Raw genomic sequence first — 16064 nt, 5'->3', positions numbered from 1 at the left:
GAAATATCATGCCCGAACGGCGATCCCCTTTCTACAACAGCATCGTCGGGCTCGGCGCGACGATGGGCCGGGTCGGCGGCGATTTCATTTCGGCCAAATACTATTCCGGCATTGCCGACGAGCATCTGAACACCCGCAAGAATGTCGGTGTCCAGGACCTCAGCACCATGGGCAAGATGGACATCAAGGGTCCGGATGCCGAGGCCCTGGTCAACCATGTCATCGTCAACGACGCCGCAGCCATGCGGCCGGGCCAGGTGCGTTATTCGACCGTCTGCCGCGAGGATGGCGGCATCATGGATGACCTCACCGTGTTCAGGCTCGGGCCCGAGCATTTCATGCTGGTGACCGGATCGGTCAATCGACAGAAAATGCTGCCCTGGCTGCTGCATCACGCCGAGGGCCGAAAAGCCTATGTGACCGACATCACGGCGGCCATCGCCTTCCCGACGATCCAGGGGCCGCGCTCGCGCGAGCTCTTGAAGGTGCTGGTGCAGGACGCCGATCTTGACGGCCTGAAACGCTGGTCGTTTACGTCAGGTCGCATCGGCGAGACGAAGCTGCTGATCTCGCGCACCGGCGTGACCGGCGAGCTCGGTTTCGAGCTGTTCGTGCTGGCCGACGAGACCACTGCCGTCTGGGATGCACTGATGCGGGCCGGCCGCGATTTCGGCCTGAAACCCTATGGCGTGCTGGCGATGTTCACGCTTGGGCTGGAGAAGGCCTATCCGGCGCATGGCATCGACATGGACGAGACCCGCACGCCGTTCCATGTCGGCCTTAACAGCTGGATCAAGTTCGACAAGGGCGATTTCGTTGGCCGCGAGGCCTTGCTCAAAGTTCGCGACACAGGCGTCGACGAGCGCTGGACCGGGCTGACCGTCGAAGGCGGCACGCCGGCCACGGCGAATGCGCTGGTTCTGGCCGATGGCGAGGATGCCGGCGTCGTCACCTACAGCGACCACGGCTATTCCCTGGGCACGGTGCTGGCGACCGCGCATCTTCGGCTGCCATTCACACAGATCGGAACGGAACTCAGCATCGACATCGATGGCACGCCGACACGCGCGGTGGTGTCGCCGATGCCGTTCTTCGATCCGGAAGGGATCAGGCTGAGGGCCTGATCCTACCCCCTCCGATCCAGCCTTGCGACCAGCCGGTCACCGGCCCACTGGATGCCACAGACCAGGATGATCAGCACGATGACCACGGCGACCATGACTGACGTCTCGAAGCGCTGGTAGCCGTAGCGGATGGCGAGGTCGCCAAGCCCGCCGGCACCGATGGCGCCGGCCATTGCCGAGGCGCCGATCAGCGTCACCAGCGTGACCGTGAAGCCTGCGACGATGCCGGGCAGGGCTTCCGGCACCAGCACCTCGCGGATGATCGTCCAGCGGTTGCCGCCCATGGCGCGCGCCGCCTCGATCAGGCCGTGGTCGACCTCGCGCAGCGACACTTCGGCGATGCGGGCGTAGTAGGGCGTGGCCGCGATCGACAGCGGCACGATGGCAGCCCAGGTGCCGATCGAGGTGCCGACGATCAGCCGCGTCACCGGGATCAGCGCGACGAGCAGGATGATGAACGGCACCGAGCGGAAGCCGTTGATGACGGCGCCGAGGACGCGATTCACCCACAGGCTTTCGGCGATGCCGCCACGGTCGGTGGCGACCAGCGCCAGGCCGAGCGGCAGTCCGAAGAGGAGCGAAATGAATCCGGACGCGGCCGTCATCAGGATCGTCTCCCAGATCGAGCGCAGCAGGAGCTCAAACAGAATTGGAGACATGGCCAAGCACCTCCACCCGCGCCTCGCGGGCTTTCAGGAACGCGATCACCCGCGTCAGATGGTTTGCGTCGTTGCCCGGCACGGCCAGAAACAGCGTGCCGACAGGCTGCCGCTGGACATGGTCGATGCCGCCATGCACGAGGCGGAACGAGCCGGGAACCGCCGCAGCGAGGTCGGACAGCAGCGGGCCGCGCGCCGCCTCACCCGCCACGTCGATTTTCAGGATCGCCTCCGTGCCGGCGCCCTGCGTTAGCCGGCTTGCGATCTCCGCCGGCAATTGCGGCCGGATGCCGCTAAGCAGGCTCTGGGTGATCGCCGACTTTGGATCGGCAAAGACCGACCACACCGGCCCTTCCTCGACGATGCGGCCGGCGTCGATCACCGCGACGCGGTCGGCGATCGAGCGGATCACCTCCATTTCGTGGGTGATCAGCAGAATGGTCAGGCCGAGCTGCCGGTTGATGTCTTTCAGAAGCGCTAGGATGGAGCGGGTCGTCTCCGGGTCCAGCGCCGAGGTGGCTTCGTCAGAGAGCAGCAGCGCGGGACGGGCGGCAAGCGCCCTGGCAATGCCGACGCGCTGCTTCTGGCCGCCCGACAGCGATGCCGGATAGGCTTTCGCCTTCTCCGACAGGCCGACGAGCTCGAGCAGCTCGGCCGCGCGCGCCAGGCGTTCGGCCCTGGGGCGGCCTTCGATCTTGAGCGGCAGCGCGACATTGTCTTCGACGGTCTTGGCCGAAAGCAGGTTGAAGTGCTGGAAGATCATGCCGATGCGCCGCCTGAGCGGCTGCAATTCGCGCTCGCCGAGCCGGCTGATTTCGCGGCCTTCGATGAAGACCTGGCCGGAATCCGGCCGCTCCAGACCGTTGAGGCAGCGGATCAGCGTCGACTTGCCGGCGCCGCTGCGGCCGATGATGCCGAGGATCTCGCCCTTCTGCACAGCGAGCGACACGCCGTCGAGCGCCGGCGTCGCGCCGAAGCGGCGCTTCAGCGCGGTAAGCCGCACGACCTCCTCCGGCCGCCCCGGGGTGCCGACCGGTATCTTGGCAGTTGCGGGGAAATGCTGGTTCATGGCCGTTCCTGTTTCGGCGGTCCGTAGAATAGGATTGCGGCCCGCGCGCTGTGCGCGGACCGCTTTCTTCATATCCGGGACGCCCCGGACCCATGTCTCATCAATAGGCGCTGAGGCCAGTGCCCTTGTAGACCTTGTCGAACTCGGCCTTCACCGCCTCGTTCTGATAGGAAGCCACCAGCGTCTTTACCCAGGGCTCGTTCTCATTGCCGGCCTTCACCGCGATGAAGTTGCGGTACGGATTGTCGGCGATCGGCTCCTGGGCGATGCGGTTTTCGGGGGTCAGGCCGCTTTTCAGCGCCCAATCCGTGTTGACCACCGCCGCGTCGAGGTCTTCCACCGAACGCCCGACGATGCCGGCGTCGAGCTCCTTGATGACCAGTTTCTTCGGGTTGTCGGCGATGTCGGCCGTCGTCGCCAGGATACCGGTGCCGTCCTTCAGCTTGATCAGGCCCTCATTCTGCAGGACGCGCAGCGCCCGGCCCTCATTGGACGGATCGTTCGGCACGCCGATGACGGCGCCCTCCGGCAGCTCGGCAACCTTCGCGTATTTCTTGGAATAGAGGCCGATCGGCCAGACGCCGGTATAGCCGACGGGGACGATGTGATAGCCTTGCGTCTTGATCTGATTGTCGAGATAGGGCTTGTGCTGGAAAGCGTTGGCGTCGATTTCGCCGCGCTCCAGCGCCTCGTTCGGCTGAGTGTAGTCGTTGAACACCACGGTCTCGATCGTCAGCCCTTTCTCGGCCGCCTGCGCGGTGACGACGCGCCATACGTCTTCGTCCTCGCCGCTGATGATGCCGACCTTGATCGCCTTCTTGTCCTCGGCAAAGGCCGAACTGGGCGCAGCCAAGCCGGCAATTGCGACGGCCGAAGCGAAAAGTAATGCAAGACCTGTGCGGCGATTTATAGTTGCCGAGGAGGACGACAGCAAAGTGTTGGTATTCCCGATCATGATGAATCCCGTCCGTTGTTAGATCGTGGTGGCCAAGCAAAGCGCGAAGCCTTGTGCACAGCATCGGGGATGCTGGACGCCGGATCAAAGAACCGCGTTTCTCGCCAAATGCGAAGCCGGGAATATTCTCTCAAAGATTATGCGATTGCGAGCACAGGTGCGCTTACCGCGTGCATCGTGTAGGCGGGGCACGCCATTTTTCGGCGAGATCCCTTCGCGCAACCAGACGCAACGCGGTCGCTTTCCCCGTCCGCGCTTTTCCCGCTCAGAGCCACCGCCGCACGCGCTGCTTGTAGTCGCGATACGCATCGCCGAAGCGCCGCTCGAGATAGGCCTCCTCGCGGGCGACGACGCCGTAGCGGATCAGGATGGCAAGCGGCAGCGTGAGGACAAGGATCCAAATATTCTGCGCGGCCACGCCGATGCCGGTGTAGACGAGGAACATGCCGAGGTAGATCGGATTGCGCGTCCATCCGTGGATGCCGGTCGTCACCAGCACGCGCGTCGGCTCATTCGTCGGCACCGGCGTCGCAGCTAGAGAGAAGTTGCGAATGCCCGCGGCGAAAAGCGCAAAACCGATCAGGATCAGCGAGCCGCCGATGATCCAGGTGACCAGGTCATTTTCCGGAACAGGGAACGGCAAGCGCAGCAGGCGATCCAGGACGAAGCCAATCAGAAGAGCAGCGAGAAAGAGCAGGGGTGGTCTCGCGATGACGCCTGCGGTTTCGGTGTCGGTTGGCCCAGCCATTGCCATGTCTGCTCCCGCAGATGCTTGAGGCGCTACGAAGCCCATAGCCACCTAGAAACGACAACTAAGGTGTCATTCTAGAAGTTGACAACAGCGGTGTCAATCGCGGAAATCAGCACGGACAAAGGGAATGGAAGCGATGGCGGCACGACACGGGACTGACCGAGGGACAGGGGCCATCGTTGACGGCAAGGCCGAGGCGATCGCCGAGCTGATGCTCGAAGTGGCCCAGTGCTTCTTCAGAATACGGGCTCTCGGCCAGAAGACAGGGCTCATCACCAGTTGGGGCGGCGGTGCATTCGGCTTCATGCGAAGCCTCGCGCTGCTTGGTCCGCTCACCGTGCCGCAGATCGCCCAGATGCGGCCCACCAGCCGTCAGCGCATGCAGCGGCTGGCGGATGAGCTTGCAGCCGAGGGGCACGTCGAATTCATCGACAATCCGAAGCACCGGCGCTCGAAGCTTGTGCAGCTGACGCGCAAAGGCGCCGCGCGCTACGGCGAGCTGAACGCCCAGCTGATGGCGATCGCCGCGACCATGGGCGCCGCTCTCGACGAAGCGGATATCCGCAAGACGGCCGGGATCGTGCGGCAGCTGAGCGACGATGTGAAAGTGCGCACGGAGCGGCTGGGCTGACGCAAAGGCTGCAGCGGCGCCATTGAAGGGAATCCTGCTTGCGCGCCTCCCGATCTCCCGCCGTTTCAGCCTGGATGCGCTTGGCTGTTGCCACGTCCGTCCGGGCCCGCCGGCGAACGATTGCCAACCGGAACCTCTGCGGAGCTGAGGCGTTCGAACCGCAGGAGCTGAGAGCTGCGCCTCCGCGAAAGAGTACTGCAATGGCTCGGAAACTAGAGATAACGACAGGCCAGAACGACCGGCCGCGCAACGAAACCATAGGCCAATCCGGCGAAGGCCTGCCGGGCAGCACGCCGCTTGAAGTCGACGAGATCGCCGCCCGGTTGCGAGGCAAGCTACAAGGCAAACCCGAGCAATTTGCGGAAGCCAATGCCGACGCGGCAGGCATTGCTGGCGTCGGCGAGAAAATTTGTCACCGCTGCGCCGGGACAGGCATGATCGACGGCCGCACCTGCCCCGAATGCGGCGGAACCGGAAAGGTGACGACGCCGATAGGCTGAGGCGGTCAGGAGAGCGATCTCGCGGCAGCCTCGATCACTGAAGCGCCAAGGAGTCTGGGCCGGTGGAAATTGTACGGATCAGATCGCCGGCACCCACTTCCAGAACACGCCCTCCATCCGTTCGGGGTAGTGCTTGAACTCGCATTCGAAGCGCCATCCGTAAGTCTTGGCGGCCGCCAGCGCTGCCGGGCTGACCGGGTTCATGCCCGTTCCCGGCGCGAACCAGTCCTCCAGCAAGTCGTCGGGTACGTAGGCGCCGATCCTCAAGGGCAGCTTTTCGAGGACGACGTCCATTTCGTCAGGTGCGGGCAATGGTTTCTCTCCTTCAGGTCTAACCACGAACAAGTCGTTTGAGGCGGATTGGGTTCCAGACCCATGGCCGAGATCGATGGGGGCAGGATTGGATTCGACGTCCGGCTTTACGAGATAGGCCGAAGTAGGAGGATCGGCAGATCGTGCCCGTCCCGAGTGATGGGTGACCAGGTGTCCAGAATGGACCGTGCAAGTTTGGCGCACCCGACAGGATTCGAACCTGTGACCTCTGCCTTCGGAGGGCAGCGCTCTATCCAGCTGAGCTACGGGTGCCTTCAGGATCGAAATCCGGAAAACGAACCAGCCGGTAAACCGGCCGGCCACGGCTTCTTAGCGGAAGCAGGGGCGGGCTTCAACGGGCAATTGGAATTGCGCTTGCCTCCTCAGGCAGAGGTCACAAGTTCGACTCCGGTCGGGTGCGCCGGTTATGTGCCGAATGAGAGCTAGATCGAACGGGCAAACAGCCTTAGTGATCCGACGGCACGTTTAGGAGGATTGAGCCGTGGGCATTCCGCAGCACTACAGCCACATGTTGCCGGTGCGCTGTAGCGAATTGGTCAAAACTCTTTACCCGGTAGTAAAGGCGGATCAGCGAAAAGCTGATAGGCATGGCGGTCCTTTGGGCACGACATTGTTATTGGCTTTGGCGACACCGATGATCGTTTTACCAGCTGAACGTATACTGCAGGCCTTGGACGGCAATCCGGGTTACTCCGACGAGACGCGCACAGATCCTGTCCTGACCAAAGCGGTTCGCAGCGAATGTGACAAACGGCTAAAGGAAACTTCATTTTTTGAGGGTCTTGGCTGGGCCTCCGCTAGCGGCTGGGCAATGTTTGACCTCGCTAAGCGACTTCCACCTGATTTAGCCGAAGAGTTGCGTGGTGCCGCTGCCCAAAATGCGGCTGGGAACCTAGAGGTGCGCGCATTCTTCAGTCGTCTTCGGAATGGACTTTCCCACGGTGGGATCATGTATCTGGACAGCAAAGGCGAATCTTCCGAGGCCGAAGCGGAAATGCTTGCATTTGTCAGCGGCAAACGCGGCACGAAACAACCCCTTTGCCGAGACGGAACTTCGAAATGCGCCCACGCGGGGCCGCCAATCGAAAGTCTCAACATTCTGCGAATTTCGGAGGGCGGGTTTCGCGAGTTCCTTATGAGATGGGCAACCTGGCTTGAGAAATCGGGCGCTGCTAGAGGCCTAAGTGAAACAGTTATAGCCGCAGAGTGAGCGGCTGAAAGCAATCGAGAATTAGAATAATGATCACAGGTCAACTACGCTCGAAAATCGATGCTGTCTGGAACGCCTTCTGGGCGGGCGGCATCGCCAATCCGCTCGAGGTGATTGAGCAGATCACCTATCTCTTGTTTATGCGAGGCCTGGATGAGTCGCAGCAGCTTGCTGAGAACAAGGCCAATCGGACCGGAAAGCCGATCGAGCGCCGCATTTTTCCGGAAGGCAAGGACGGTATAGGCAAGGATGGCGGCGTCGCCTACGAGCAGATGCGCTGGTCACGGCTGAAAAACAGCGATGCCGCCACGATGTTCAAGATCGTCGCGGAGCACGTCTTCCCGTTCCTCCGCACCATGGCCGAGGATGGCACCGCACACACCACCCACATGAAGGGCGCGCGCTTCACCATTCCTTCACCGGCACTGCTGGTGAAGGTGGTCGACCTCATCGACAAGCTGCCGATGCAGGACCGCGATACCAAGGGCGATCTCTACGAATACATGCTGTCGAAGATCGCCAGCGCCGGCCAGAACGGCCAGTTCCGCACGCCGCGCCACATTATCGCTCTGATGGTGGAGATGACGGCGCCGACGCCGAAGGACATCGTCTGCGACCCGGCATGCGGCACCTGCGGCTTCCTGGTCGCAGCGGGTGAATACCTGCGCGACAACCACCCGAAGATGTTCCACGACCAGGGGAGCCGTGACCATTTCAACGAGGAAATGTTCCACGGCTTCGACTTCGACAACACCATGCTGCGCATCGGTTCGATGAACATGACGCTGCATGGCGTCGAGGATCCCGACATCCGCTACAAGGATTCGCTCAGCCAGGAGCATGCCGGCGACGAAGACCGTTATTCGCTGGTGCTCGCCAATCCGCCCTTCGCCGGCTCGCTCGACTACGAGACCACCGCCAAGGATCTGCTGTCGATCGTCAAGACGAAGAAGACCGAGCTTCTGTTCATGGCGCTGTTCCTGAAGCTACTAAAGCCCGGCGGGCGCGCGGCGGTGATCGTGCCAGACGGCGTGCTGTTCGGTTCCTCTACCGCGCACAAGGCAATCCGCAAGATGCTGGTCGACGATCATCGGTTGGATGGCATCGTCAAGCTGCCGTCAGGCGTTTTCCGGCCTTACGCCGGCGTATCGACCGCCATCATGCTGTTCACCAAGACCAATTCCGGTGGCACTGACCATGTCTGGTTCTACGACTGCCAGGCCGACGGGTTTTCGCTGGACGACAAGCGTAGCGCCCTGCTGCCGAGCGAAAAGATCGGGCCGACGCCGGGCCACTACGAAGCCGGCCATTTCGTCAATCTACCGCTCACCGACGAGGAACTGGCGAAGAACAACCTACCAGACATCGCTGCGCGCTGGGCCGAGCGCAATGGCACCGAGCGCGAGCGTCCGCGCACTGCACAGAGCTTTTGCGTCCCCAAGGTGGACATCGCGGCGACCGGTTACGACTTGTCCATCAACCGCTACAAGGAAGTGGTGCACCAGGCGCAGGAACACCGTCCGCCGAAGGAGATCATCGCGGAGTTGAAGTCGCTAGAGAAGGAGATTGCGGAAGGGCTAGAAGAACTGGGGGCGATGCTATGACAATGCATGTTGCTCGCCTCGACGATGTCTGTGAAATCAATCCCCGCATGCCGAAGTCGATCTCCGACGACGATATCGCCGCTTTCCTTCCCATGGCGGCAGTCTCCGAAGATGGACTGATCGACTTTGAGGAGAAGCGGCCCGTTCGGGAAGTCAAGAGAGGCTACACCTACTTCGAGCGCGGCGATGTCTTGGTGGCCAAGATCACACCGTGCTTCGAGAACGGCAAGGCGGCGCGGACGAGTGAGCTAACGAGGCCCTTTGGATTCGGCTCGACCGAGTTTCATGTCTTGCGCGCTGGTAAGGAAGTCGACCCCTCGTATCTTTTCCACCTAATTTGGAACTCGAAGTTCCGCGAAGTCGGCGCCAACAATATGACGGGCAGCGCCGGCCAGAAACGTGTCCCGACTGACTTCCTAAAGCGCCTCGAAATCCCCCTTCCGCCGCTCCCAGAGCAGCGGCGGATCGCGGCGATCCTGGACAAGGCGGACGCGCTACGCCGCAAGCGCAAGCGCGCTATTGAACTGCTCGACAGCCTCACGCAATCGATCTTTAAAGAGATGTTTGGAGGCCAATCACGGCAGATCTATGCACCGATAACGGAATTGGCAGACCTTCAGGTAGGCTTTGCGTTCAAGAGCTCTGAATACACTGACGCAAGCGATGGGGTTAAGCTGTGCCGTGGCACCAATGTGCTGCCGGGCGAGATCGATTGGTCGGATTTAGCGAAGTGGCCCAAGACGCGCGCTGGCGAATTCTCTTCCTTTGAACTTCGGGTTGGCGATGTGGTAGTCGCGATGGACCGTCCCTGGATCTCATCGGGATTTAAGGTGGCGCAACTAACCGAATCAGATGTGCCGTCCCTGCTGGTTCAACGTGTGGCAAGACTTCGCGCAAGGCAGAAAACTGATCGAGCGTATTTGCTGGCCATCGTAACCAGCACAGAATTTTCGCAGCATTTGAAGCCTACTGAAACGACCGTGCCGCACATATCTCCGATTGAGATTCGACAATATGCTGCTCCGATCCCGTCTGATCGGGAGCGAGCAAGCTTTTCTGCGGCGATTTCGAAAGTGGACGGAATGCGTCTCCGAACTCGAAATGCGATTGAGGAAGCTGTTTCCCTCTTCTCCTCCCTCCAATCCCGAGCTTTCTCAGGTCGGCTCTGACCATGCCGGAAGCGCCCGCCGGCAGTGATTGGACCAACCGGCAAATCGAGCTGATCGTTGCGGACTATTTCGATATGTTGTCGCAGGAACTGGCGGGCCGTCCGTTCGTGAAGGCGCAACGCAACGCACAACTTCAGGAGTTGACTGGCCGCAGCCGTGGCTCGATCGAATTCAAGCACCAGAATATCAGCGCGGTGCTCTATCGGCTCGGCATGCCGTGGATCGCCGGATATAAGCCGATGGCTAACTTTCAGCACGCACTGGTCGATGGCGTCGAGCGCCATATCGCTCGTAATCCGGCGCTCTTCGAGAGCCCGATCTCGGCCCTGTCTGCACCCGGTTTGCACGAGCCCCAACCACTTTTCTTCGAGGCACCGCCCGTCGCGGCGTTCGGGACTGTGCCGCCAGCGCTGGAGCGGATCGTGCGGAAATTCGATCCGGCGCTGCGGGACGCCCGCAACAGACTATTGGGCAAGAGCGGCGAGGAACGCGTTTTCTTTGCCGAGCAGTCTGGCTTGCGTACGGCCGGGCGCGACGATCTTGCCCGGAAGGTGCGCTGGGTATCAGTGGAGGATGGCGATGGCGCCGGCTATGACATCCGCTCGTTCGATCCAGCCGGCCGCGAGCGGCTGATCGAAGTGAAGACCACCACCGGCCACAAGCGGACTCCGTTCCTGCTTTCGGAGAACGAACGGGCCTTCTCGGAGGAGCGGCCGGATGCCTTCCGGCTGGTCCGGCTGTTCGACTTCGTGCGCCAACCGCGCGCCTTCGAACTTACGCCACCGCTGGACAGATCCGTGCTGCTGAAGGCCGCGACCTGGCGGGCAGAGTTCTGAGGAGACAAGCAGCTGATGACCGACATCGGCACTTTCCGTCTTACGCTACCGGGCCAGATGCTCCGGCGCGGTTTCTGGCTTTATGTTTGGAAAGTCGCAACCGCCGATAATCGCGAACTTCTCTATGTCGGGCGGACTGGAGACAACTCCAGTCCTAACGCATCGCCGCCTTACATCCGAATGGGACAGCATCTTGGTTCAATGAAAAACCAGAACGCGCTACGTCGCAATCTCGTCAGCCGAGGCATCGAACCGGAGACATGTCGTTACTTCGAGCTCGTCGCCCATGGACCCATCCACCCTGAGGTTGTGAAACCGGAAGACTTCGATCATGCTGACAAGATTACTCGCAAGTCTCTCATGGAGTTGCACACTCCGTTTCGGAATATTGTGGGCGCAATGGAAAAGCAGCTTGAGCGCGATCTTCGTGTTGCCGGCTACGTGGTCATGAATACCGTGAAATGGAAGCATGACGTTGATAGCGCTGAGTGGCTACCGATCCGACTGGCGTTCGCGGCAGATTTCCCCGGGCTCAAGGAATTGACTTGATGTCCAACTTCACCTTTCTCGCCGCCGAGTTTCCGACTGTTCACGAGGCGGCGGTGGAGGCCGAGCGGCAGGCGGCGGTCTCTCCCACGGCAGCTGCGTTCTTTGCCGGCAAGACGGTCGAGCTTGCGGTGAAATGGGCGTTTCGGAGCGACCCCGGCTTGAGGCTTCCTTATCAGGATAACATCGCGGCCCTCCTGCACGAGCCAAGCTTTCGCCGCGTAGCGGGCGAAGCCGTTTTCGCCAAGGCGAAGTTCATCAACACGCTGCGCAACCGTGCCGTGCACGAGGAGAAGACGATCCGCCCGGGCGATGCCGCCGGCGCGGTAAAGGAGCTTTTCCATGTCTGCTTCTGGCTGGCGCGCACCTATGCGCGCAAGACAAAGCCGGCGGATGGGTTAGCCTTTGACGCATCTCAGCTCACGCGTCGCGACGAGACACTGAAGAAGGCATTCGCGCACCTGAAGGCGCAGCAGGAGGAACTCGACGCCAAGAACGGCGAACTGGCAAAACTTCTTTCCGACAACAGCAATCTCGATGACGAATTGAAGCGACTGCGCGCCGAGGTTGCGGCGGCGCGGCAGGCCAGCGAGGCAACGCGCGATCACCACGATTATAACGAGGCCGAGACTCGCGACCGCTACATCGACCTCTTGTTGCGCGAGGCCGGTTGGGCTCTGGACAGGCCGGAAGATCTTGAATTCCGCGTCGAGGGAATGCCGAACAATGAAGGCGTCGGCTTCATCGACTACGTGCTGTGGGGCGCCGACGGCAAGCCGCTTGGCCTAGTCGAGGCCAAGCGCACGCGCAAGGATGCCAGGCAGGGCCAACAGCAAGCGAAGCTTTACGCCGACCGCCTGGAGGCGCGCTATGGTCAGCGGCCAGTCATCTTCTATTCGAACGGTTACGAGCACTGGATCTGGGACGATCAGAACTATCCGCCGCGCCAGGTCGGCGCGTTCTACAAGCGCGACGAGCTGGAACTGCTGATCCAGCGCCGCACCAGCCGGAAGAAGCTCAGCGAGACCCGCATCGATACCAAGATCGCCGGCCACAAAAGGCCCTATCAGCAGCGCGCCATCCGCGCCATCGCCAAGAGCTTCGAGCACGACGGCGAGCGCAAGGCGCTGCTGGTCATGGCGACCGGCTCAGGCAAAACGCGCACAGTCATCGCGCTGGTCGACCTGCTGATGCGCGCCGGCTGGGTGAAGCGCGTGCTGTTCCTTGCCGATCGCGTCGCGCTGGTCAATCAGGCGGCCGGCGCCTTCAAGGCGCATCTGCCGGACTCGGCCCCTGTCAATCTCGTCACGGAACGGACCAGCGAAGGCCGCGTCTTCTTGTCCACCTATCCGACGATGATGAATCTGATCGATGGCAGGGCCGATGAGAAGCGCAAGTTCGGTCCGGGTCATTTTGATCTGATCGTCATCGACGAGGCGCATCGCTCGGTCTACCAGCGCTACCGAGCGATCTTCGAATATTTCGACTCTTTCCTCGTCGGGCTGACGGCGACGCCCAAGGACGAGATCGACCACAACACCTATTCGCTGTTCGACCTTGAGGATGGCCTGCCGACCGATGCCTACTCGCTCGACGAAGCGGTGGCCGATGGCCATCTGGTGCCGCCCAAGGCGATTTCAGTGCCGCTGAAAATCGTGCGCTCGGGCCTGCGGTACGACGATCTCAGTGATGAGGAGAAAGACCGCTGGGACATGCTGGAATGGGGCGAGGAGGAGATCCCCGACAGCGTCGATGCCGCCGAGGTCAACAAGCGGCTCTTCAACATTGACACCGTCGATCTCGTCATCGCGCACCTGATGACCAACGGCCTCAAGGTCGAAGGCGGCGACCGCCTCGGCAAGACGATCATCTTCGCCAAGAACCAGGCGCATGCGTTGTTCATCGAGGCGCGATTCAACGCGGCCTATCCGAACCTCGCCGGCCACTTTGCCCGCGTCATCACTTATGAGAGCGGCGCCTACGCGCAAACGCTGATCGATGATTTTTCGAAGAGGACAAAGGCGCCTCACATCGCCATCTCGGTCGACATGCTCGACACCGGTATCGACGTGCCGGAGGTGGTGAACCTCGTGTTCTTCAAGCAGGTGCGCTCGAAAACGAAATTCTGGCAGATGATGGGTCGTGGCACGCGGCTCTGCCCAGACCTGTTCGGACCAGGCCAGGACAAGGAGTTCTTCCGCGTCTTCGACTATTGTCAGAATCTGGAATTCTTCGGCGCCAATCCGGAACTGAAGGAAGCAAGTACTGCGAGATCGCTCTCGGAAAGGCTGTTCGCGGCCCGGCTCGATCTGGTGCGCGCTCTTGACGAAAAGCAGCGAAAGTCCGATGGCCTGGCCGAGGATGCGACACCGTTCAAAGTCTCGGGGGACGTCGCCTTGCCACCGACCGAGAACGACATCCGGGCTGACGCGGTGAGCGTTTTACGCGACACCGTGGCAGGGCTGAACCTCGACAACTTCATTGTGCGCCAGCGTCGACGCGCAGTGGAGAAATATCAAAAGCCGGAAGCCTGGATTGCGATCGACGACGAGAAGCGCAAGGAGCTCGTTGACGAGGTTGCGCCGTTGCCATCGGCGAAGCAGTTCGGAACCGAGGAAGCGAAGCGGTTCGACTTGTTGATGTTCTCGCTGCAGCTCGCGCTGCTGAAGGGCTCCAAGCGATTCGATACGCTGAAGAAACAGCTGCTAGAAATCGCGTCGGCGCTGGAGGACCAGACCGGCATTCCAGCTATCGCCCACCATGCGGCTCTGATCGAGGAGATTCAGACAGACATCTGGTGGGAAGGCGTCAACGTTCCTTTGCTCGAACTGGTTCGGCTACGGCTGCGTGATCTCGTCCAGCATATCGAGAAGGGCCGGAAAGCGGTCGTCTATTCCGATTTCGCCGACGAGATCGGCGAGGGCGTTGAAATCGATCTGCCGCAAGTTGGTGAGGCTGACTTCGCCCGTTTCAAGCAGAAGGCACGTCACTTTCTCAGGAAGCATGAGGATCACATCGTCCTGCACAAGCTGCGGCAAGGCAAGCCACTCACGACCAGTGACCTGGCCGAGCTGGAGAAGATGCTGCTGGACGCGGGCATTGGCGATGCCGGCAACATCGAGCGTGCCCGCGAGACGAGCCGTGGCTTCGGTCGTTTCGTGCGGTCGCTAGTCGGGCTCGACCGTGCGGCCGTTTCGGAGGCCTTTGGCGAGTTCCTGTCTGCGGGAACAGCATCCGCTGCGCAGATCGAGTTCGTTAAGATGATCATCGAACATCTGATCGACCAGGGCACGATGGACCCGAGGCTGCTCTACGAGCCGCCCTTCACCGACCTTGCGCCTACCGGACCGGAACAGGTTTTTGACGAGGACCGTGTGACTAGGCTCGTCAGCCGCATCCGCGAAATCAGCGACAGCGCAGTCGCCTAAAACGAAAAACCCGCCTCGGTGGACGGGTCGTTGGCGCAAATCAGCACCATGAATAAATTCCTAGCATAACTGCCGTCACCTGTCAAGTTGAAACTGACTCGGATCGCTGACACCGATCAAAAGCTCGCCCCCGCCGAACGTCACCCCTCCCTACTCCTGCGCATACAGCAGCCGTGTCGTCGTATTCGATGCCGTCGACAGGCTGCGCTGGATCAGCGCCTCGACGTGGTCGTTGCGCTGGCGCGCGCTGTCGGCGCCCATCACCACGAGGATGAGCCGGCGGCCGTCGGCATCGTAGGAGGTGACGATGTTGAAGCCTGAGGCTCTGATATAGCCTGTCTTGATGCCGTTGACGCCGCGTACGCGGCCGAGCATGTCGTTGTGGCCGCGCACCAGCCTGCCCCGGAACATGAAGTCGTTTTCGGAGAAATAGTGGAAATGCTGCGGGAAGCGGGCGCGCAGCGCCATGCCGAGCACCGCCATGTCGCGCGCCGTCGTCTGCTGGACGCCGTCCGGCAGGCCCGAAGCGTTGCGGAAGATGGTGCTGCGCATGCCGATCTGGCGCGCTTTGGCCGTCATCATTGCGGCAAACGCGTCTTCGCTGCCGCCGAGATATTCGGCGACGGCGACCGCCACGTCATTGGCCGATTTGACGACGATCGCCCGGATCGCCGTTTCGACGTCGATCGCCTCGCCGCGCCTGAAGCGCAGCTTGGTCGGCGGCTGCCTGGCGGCGTTGTCCGAGACCGGGATCAGCGTCGTCTTGGCTAGGCGGCCCTGATCCAGCGCCTCGAACAGAAGGTAGAGCGTCATCATTTTGGTCAGCGACGCCGGATAGCGCGGCGCCGTCGAATTCACCTCGAACAGCGTCTTGCCGGTGCTGCCGTCGATGACGATAGCCGCATATTTCTGCGGCGCCGCCGGCACCGCCAGCATGGTCTCCGGCGGTGTCGTCGTGCAGCCGGCGACGAGCACCAGCAGCGCAAACGCCGCGACAAATCTTTGGATGAGCGGAAAGAGGCGCGGTTTGGACAAGATGGGTCTGTTCTGAAGGTAGACTGTTGCTGAAACGACGGGAAACTAGCCTAACCGAAAAGCGCCGTCCATTTGGTTAACACTGGCCTTGCCCAGGGTTATCCCCGGATAAACGCATTTCCGCGCCTGCGCCGTCGATCACCTGCCGCCGAAATCGCCTGTTTCCTGCCCTGATCTTCCCACGGGGTCGCGCTCCGGCTAGAAGGTACGCGGC

15 protein-coding genes and 1 tRNA gene are annotated in these 16064 nt (G+C 61.5%); 9 read left to right on the top strand and 7 right to left on the bottom strand.

Annotated elements, in window-relative coordinates:
- Nucleotides 1–8: 8 nt before the first annotated feature.
- Nucleotides 9–1124 carry an aminomethyltransferase family protein gene (locus EJ075_RS09225; protein WP_126104130.1) on the top strand — a complete coding sequence of 372 codons (1116 nt, stop codon included), beginning with the start codon at nucleotides 9–11 and terminating at the stop codon, nucleotides 1122–1124.
- Between the two features lie 2 nt (nucleotides 1125–1126).
- Here EJ075_RS09225 and EJ075_RS09220 read toward each other — a convergent pair whose 3' ends face one another.
- From EJ075_RS09220 to EJ075_RS09205, 4 genes are all read right to left on the bottom strand, one after another.
- Nucleotides 1127–1783 carry a methionine ABC transporter permease gene (locus tag EJ075_RS09220; protein ID WP_126104129.1) on the bottom strand — a complete coding sequence of 219 codons (657 nt, stop codon included), beginning with the start codon at nucleotides 1781–1783 and terminating at the stop codon, nucleotides 1127–1129.
- The gene (locus tag EJ075_RS09215; RefSeq protein ID WP_126104128.1) at nucleotides 1764–2852 is read right to left on the bottom strand and encodes a methionine ABC transporter ATP-binding protein; all 1089 of its coding nucleotides are present in this window, start codon (nucleotides 2850–2852) and stop codon (nucleotides 1764–1766) included. The genes EJ075_RS09220 and EJ075_RS09215 overlap by 20 nt, the downstream gene beginning before the upstream one ends.
- Nucleotides 2853–2952: 100 nt before the next feature.
- Entirely contained in the window at nucleotides 2953–3807 is an 855-nt protein-coding gene (locus tag EJ075_RS09210) for a MetQ/NlpA family lipoprotein (protein WP_126104127.1), read from the bottom strand.
- Between the two features lie 265 nt (nucleotides 3808–4072).
- A complete protein-coding gene (locus EJ075_RS09205; protein WP_164547067.1) occupies nucleotides 4073–4555 on the bottom strand; it encodes an isoprenylcysteine carboxylmethyltransferase family protein in 483 nt (160 codons plus the stop codon).
- 130 nt (nucleotides 4556–4685) lie between these two features.
- Here EJ075_RS09205 and EJ075_RS09200 point away from each other — a divergent pair, with 130 nt between their 5' ends.
- The gene (locus EJ075_RS09200; protein ID WP_126104125.1) at nucleotides 4686–5189 is read left to right on the top strand and encodes a MarR family transcriptional regulator; all 504 of its coding nucleotides are present in this window, start codon (nucleotides 4686–4688) and stop codon (nucleotides 5187–5189) included.
- A gap of 200 nt (nucleotides 5190–5389) precedes the next feature.
- Nucleotides 5390–5689, top strand: a complete 300-nt coding sequence (locus EJ075_RS09195) for a hypothetical protein (protein ID WP_126104124.1) — start codon at nucleotides 5390–5392, stop codon at nucleotides 5687–5689.
- A 78-nt stretch (nucleotides 5690–5767) separates the two neighbouring features.
- Here the strand turns inward: EJ075_RS09195 and EJ075_RS09190 are convergent, their stop codons facing one another.
- Nucleotides 5768–6001 (bottom strand): hypothetical protein, encoded by a 234-nt coding sequence (locus EJ075_RS09190; protein WP_126104123.1) that lies wholly within the window; start codon nucleotides 5999–6001, stop codon nucleotides 5768–5770.
- 196 nt (nucleotides 6002–6197) lie between these two features.
- Nucleotides 6198–6274: transfer RNA gene (locus EJ075_RS09185), tRNA-Arg, on the bottom strand.
- Nucleotides 6275–6503: 229 nt separating this feature from the next.
- Between EJ075_RS09185 and EJ075_RS09180 the strand changes: the two genes are divergently transcribed.
- The 6 genes from EJ075_RS09180 to EJ075_RS09155 are packed head-to-tail and all read left to right on the top strand — an operon-like array spanning nucleotide 6504 to nucleotide 14815.
- Complete coding sequence (locus EJ075_RS09180; RefSeq protein WP_126104122.1) at nucleotides 6504–7232, top strand: hypothetical protein; 729 nt, start codon at nucleotides 6504–6506, stop codon at nucleotides 7230–7232.
- A 29-nt stretch (nucleotides 7233–7261) separates the two neighbouring features.
- A complete protein-coding gene (locus EJ075_RS09175) occupies nucleotides 7262–8836 on the top strand; it encodes a class I SAM-dependent DNA methyltransferase (protein WP_126104121.1) in 1575 nt (524 codons plus the stop codon).
- Complete coding sequence (locus tag EJ075_RS09170) at nucleotides 8833–10005, top strand: restriction endonuclease subunit S (RefSeq protein WP_126104120.1); 1173 nt, start codon at nucleotides 8833–8835, stop codon at nucleotides 10003–10005. Before EJ075_RS09175 ends, EJ075_RS09170 begins: the two co-directional genes overlap by 4 nt.
- Nucleotides 10006–10007: 2 nt before the next feature.
- Nucleotides 10008–10841, top strand: coding sequence for a DUF3883 domain-containing protein (locus EJ075_RS09165; RefSeq protein ID WP_126104119.1), 834 nt, complete (start codon nucleotides 10008–10010; stop codon nucleotides 10839–10841).
- A 15-nt stretch (nucleotides 10842–10856) separates the two neighbouring features.
- A complete protein-coding gene (locus EJ075_RS09160; RefSeq protein ID WP_126104118.1) occupies nucleotides 10857–11390 on the top strand; it encodes a hypothetical protein in 534 nt (177 codons plus the stop codon).
- Nucleotides 11390–14815 (top strand): DEAD/DEAH box helicase family protein, encoded by a 3426-nt coding sequence (locus EJ075_RS09155; protein WP_126104117.1) that lies wholly within the window; start codon nucleotides 11390–11392, stop codon nucleotides 14813–14815. Before EJ075_RS09160 ends, EJ075_RS09155 begins: the two co-directional genes overlap by 1 nt.
- A 150-nt stretch (nucleotides 14816–14965) precedes the next feature.
- Here EJ075_RS09155 and EJ075_RS09150 read toward each other — a convergent pair whose 3' ends face one another.
- Nucleotides 14966–15850 (bottom strand): D-alanyl-D-alanine carboxypeptidase family protein, encoded by an 885-nt coding sequence (locus tag EJ075_RS09150; protein ID WP_126104116.1) that lies wholly within the window; start codon nucleotides 15848–15850, stop codon nucleotides 14966–14968.
- Between the last annotated feature and the right edge of the window lie 214 nt (nucleotides 15851–16064).

Source organism: Mesorhizobium sp. M6A.T.Cr.TU.016.01.1.1, assembly GCF_003952585.1.
GTDB lineage: Bacteria > Pseudomonadota > Alphaproteobacteria > Rhizobiales > Rhizobiaceae > Mesorhizobium > Mesorhizobium mediterraneum.
The sequence above is the reverse complement of the archived record's forward strand: the minus strand, read 5'-3'. Positions and strand labels throughout refer to the sequence as shown.

Excerpts from the sequence above, each read along its gene's own strand:
- EJ075_RS09160 (WP_126104118.1), top strand. The coding sequence starts at position 10,857 with ATGACCGACATCGGCACTTTCCGTCTTACGCTACCGGGCCAGATGCTC.
- EJ075_RS09210 (WP_126104127.1), bottom strand. The coding sequence starts at position 3,807 with ATGATCGGGAATACCAACACTTTGCTGTCGTCCTCCTCGGCAACTATA.
- EJ075_RS09195 (WP_126104124.1), top strand. The coding sequence starts at position 5,390 with ATGGCTCGGAAACTAGAGATAACGACAGGCCAGAACGACCGGCCGCGC.
- EJ075_RS09200 (WP_126104125.1), top strand. The coding sequence starts at position 4,686 with ATGGAAGCGATGGCGGCACGACACGGGACTGACCGAGGGACAGGGGCC.
- EJ075_RS09155 (WP_126104117.1), top strand. The coding sequence starts at position 11,390 with ATGTCCAACTTCACCTTTCTCGCCGCCGAGTTTCCGACTGTTCACGAG.
- EJ075_RS09170 (WP_126104120.1), top strand. The coding sequence starts at position 8,833 with ATGACAATGCATGTTGCTCGCCTCGACGATGTCTGTGAAATCAATCCC.
- EJ075_RS09225 (WP_126104130.1), top strand. The coding sequence starts at position 9 with ATGCCCGAACGGCGATCCCCTTTCTACAACAGCATCGTCGGGCTCGGC.
- EJ075_RS09175 (WP_126104121.1), top strand. The coding sequence starts at position 7,262 with ATGATCACAGGTCAACTACGCTCGAAAATCGATGCTGTCTGGAACGCC.
- EJ075_RS09220 (WP_126104129.1), bottom strand. The coding sequence starts at position 1,783 with ATGTCTCCAATTCTGTTTGAGCTCCTGCTGCGCTCGATCTGGGAGACG.
- EJ075_RS09165 (WP_126104119.1), top strand. The coding sequence starts at position 10,008 with ATGCCGGAAGCGCCCGCCGGCAGTGATTGGACCAACCGGCAAATCGAG.
- EJ075_RS09205 (WP_164547067.1), bottom strand. The coding sequence starts at position 4,555 with ATGGCTGGGCCAACCGACACCGAAACCGCAGGCGTCATCGCGAGACCA.
- EJ075_RS09215 (WP_126104128.1), bottom strand. The coding sequence starts at position 2,852 with ATGAACCAGCATTTCCCCGCAACTGCCAAGATACCGGTCGGCACCCCG.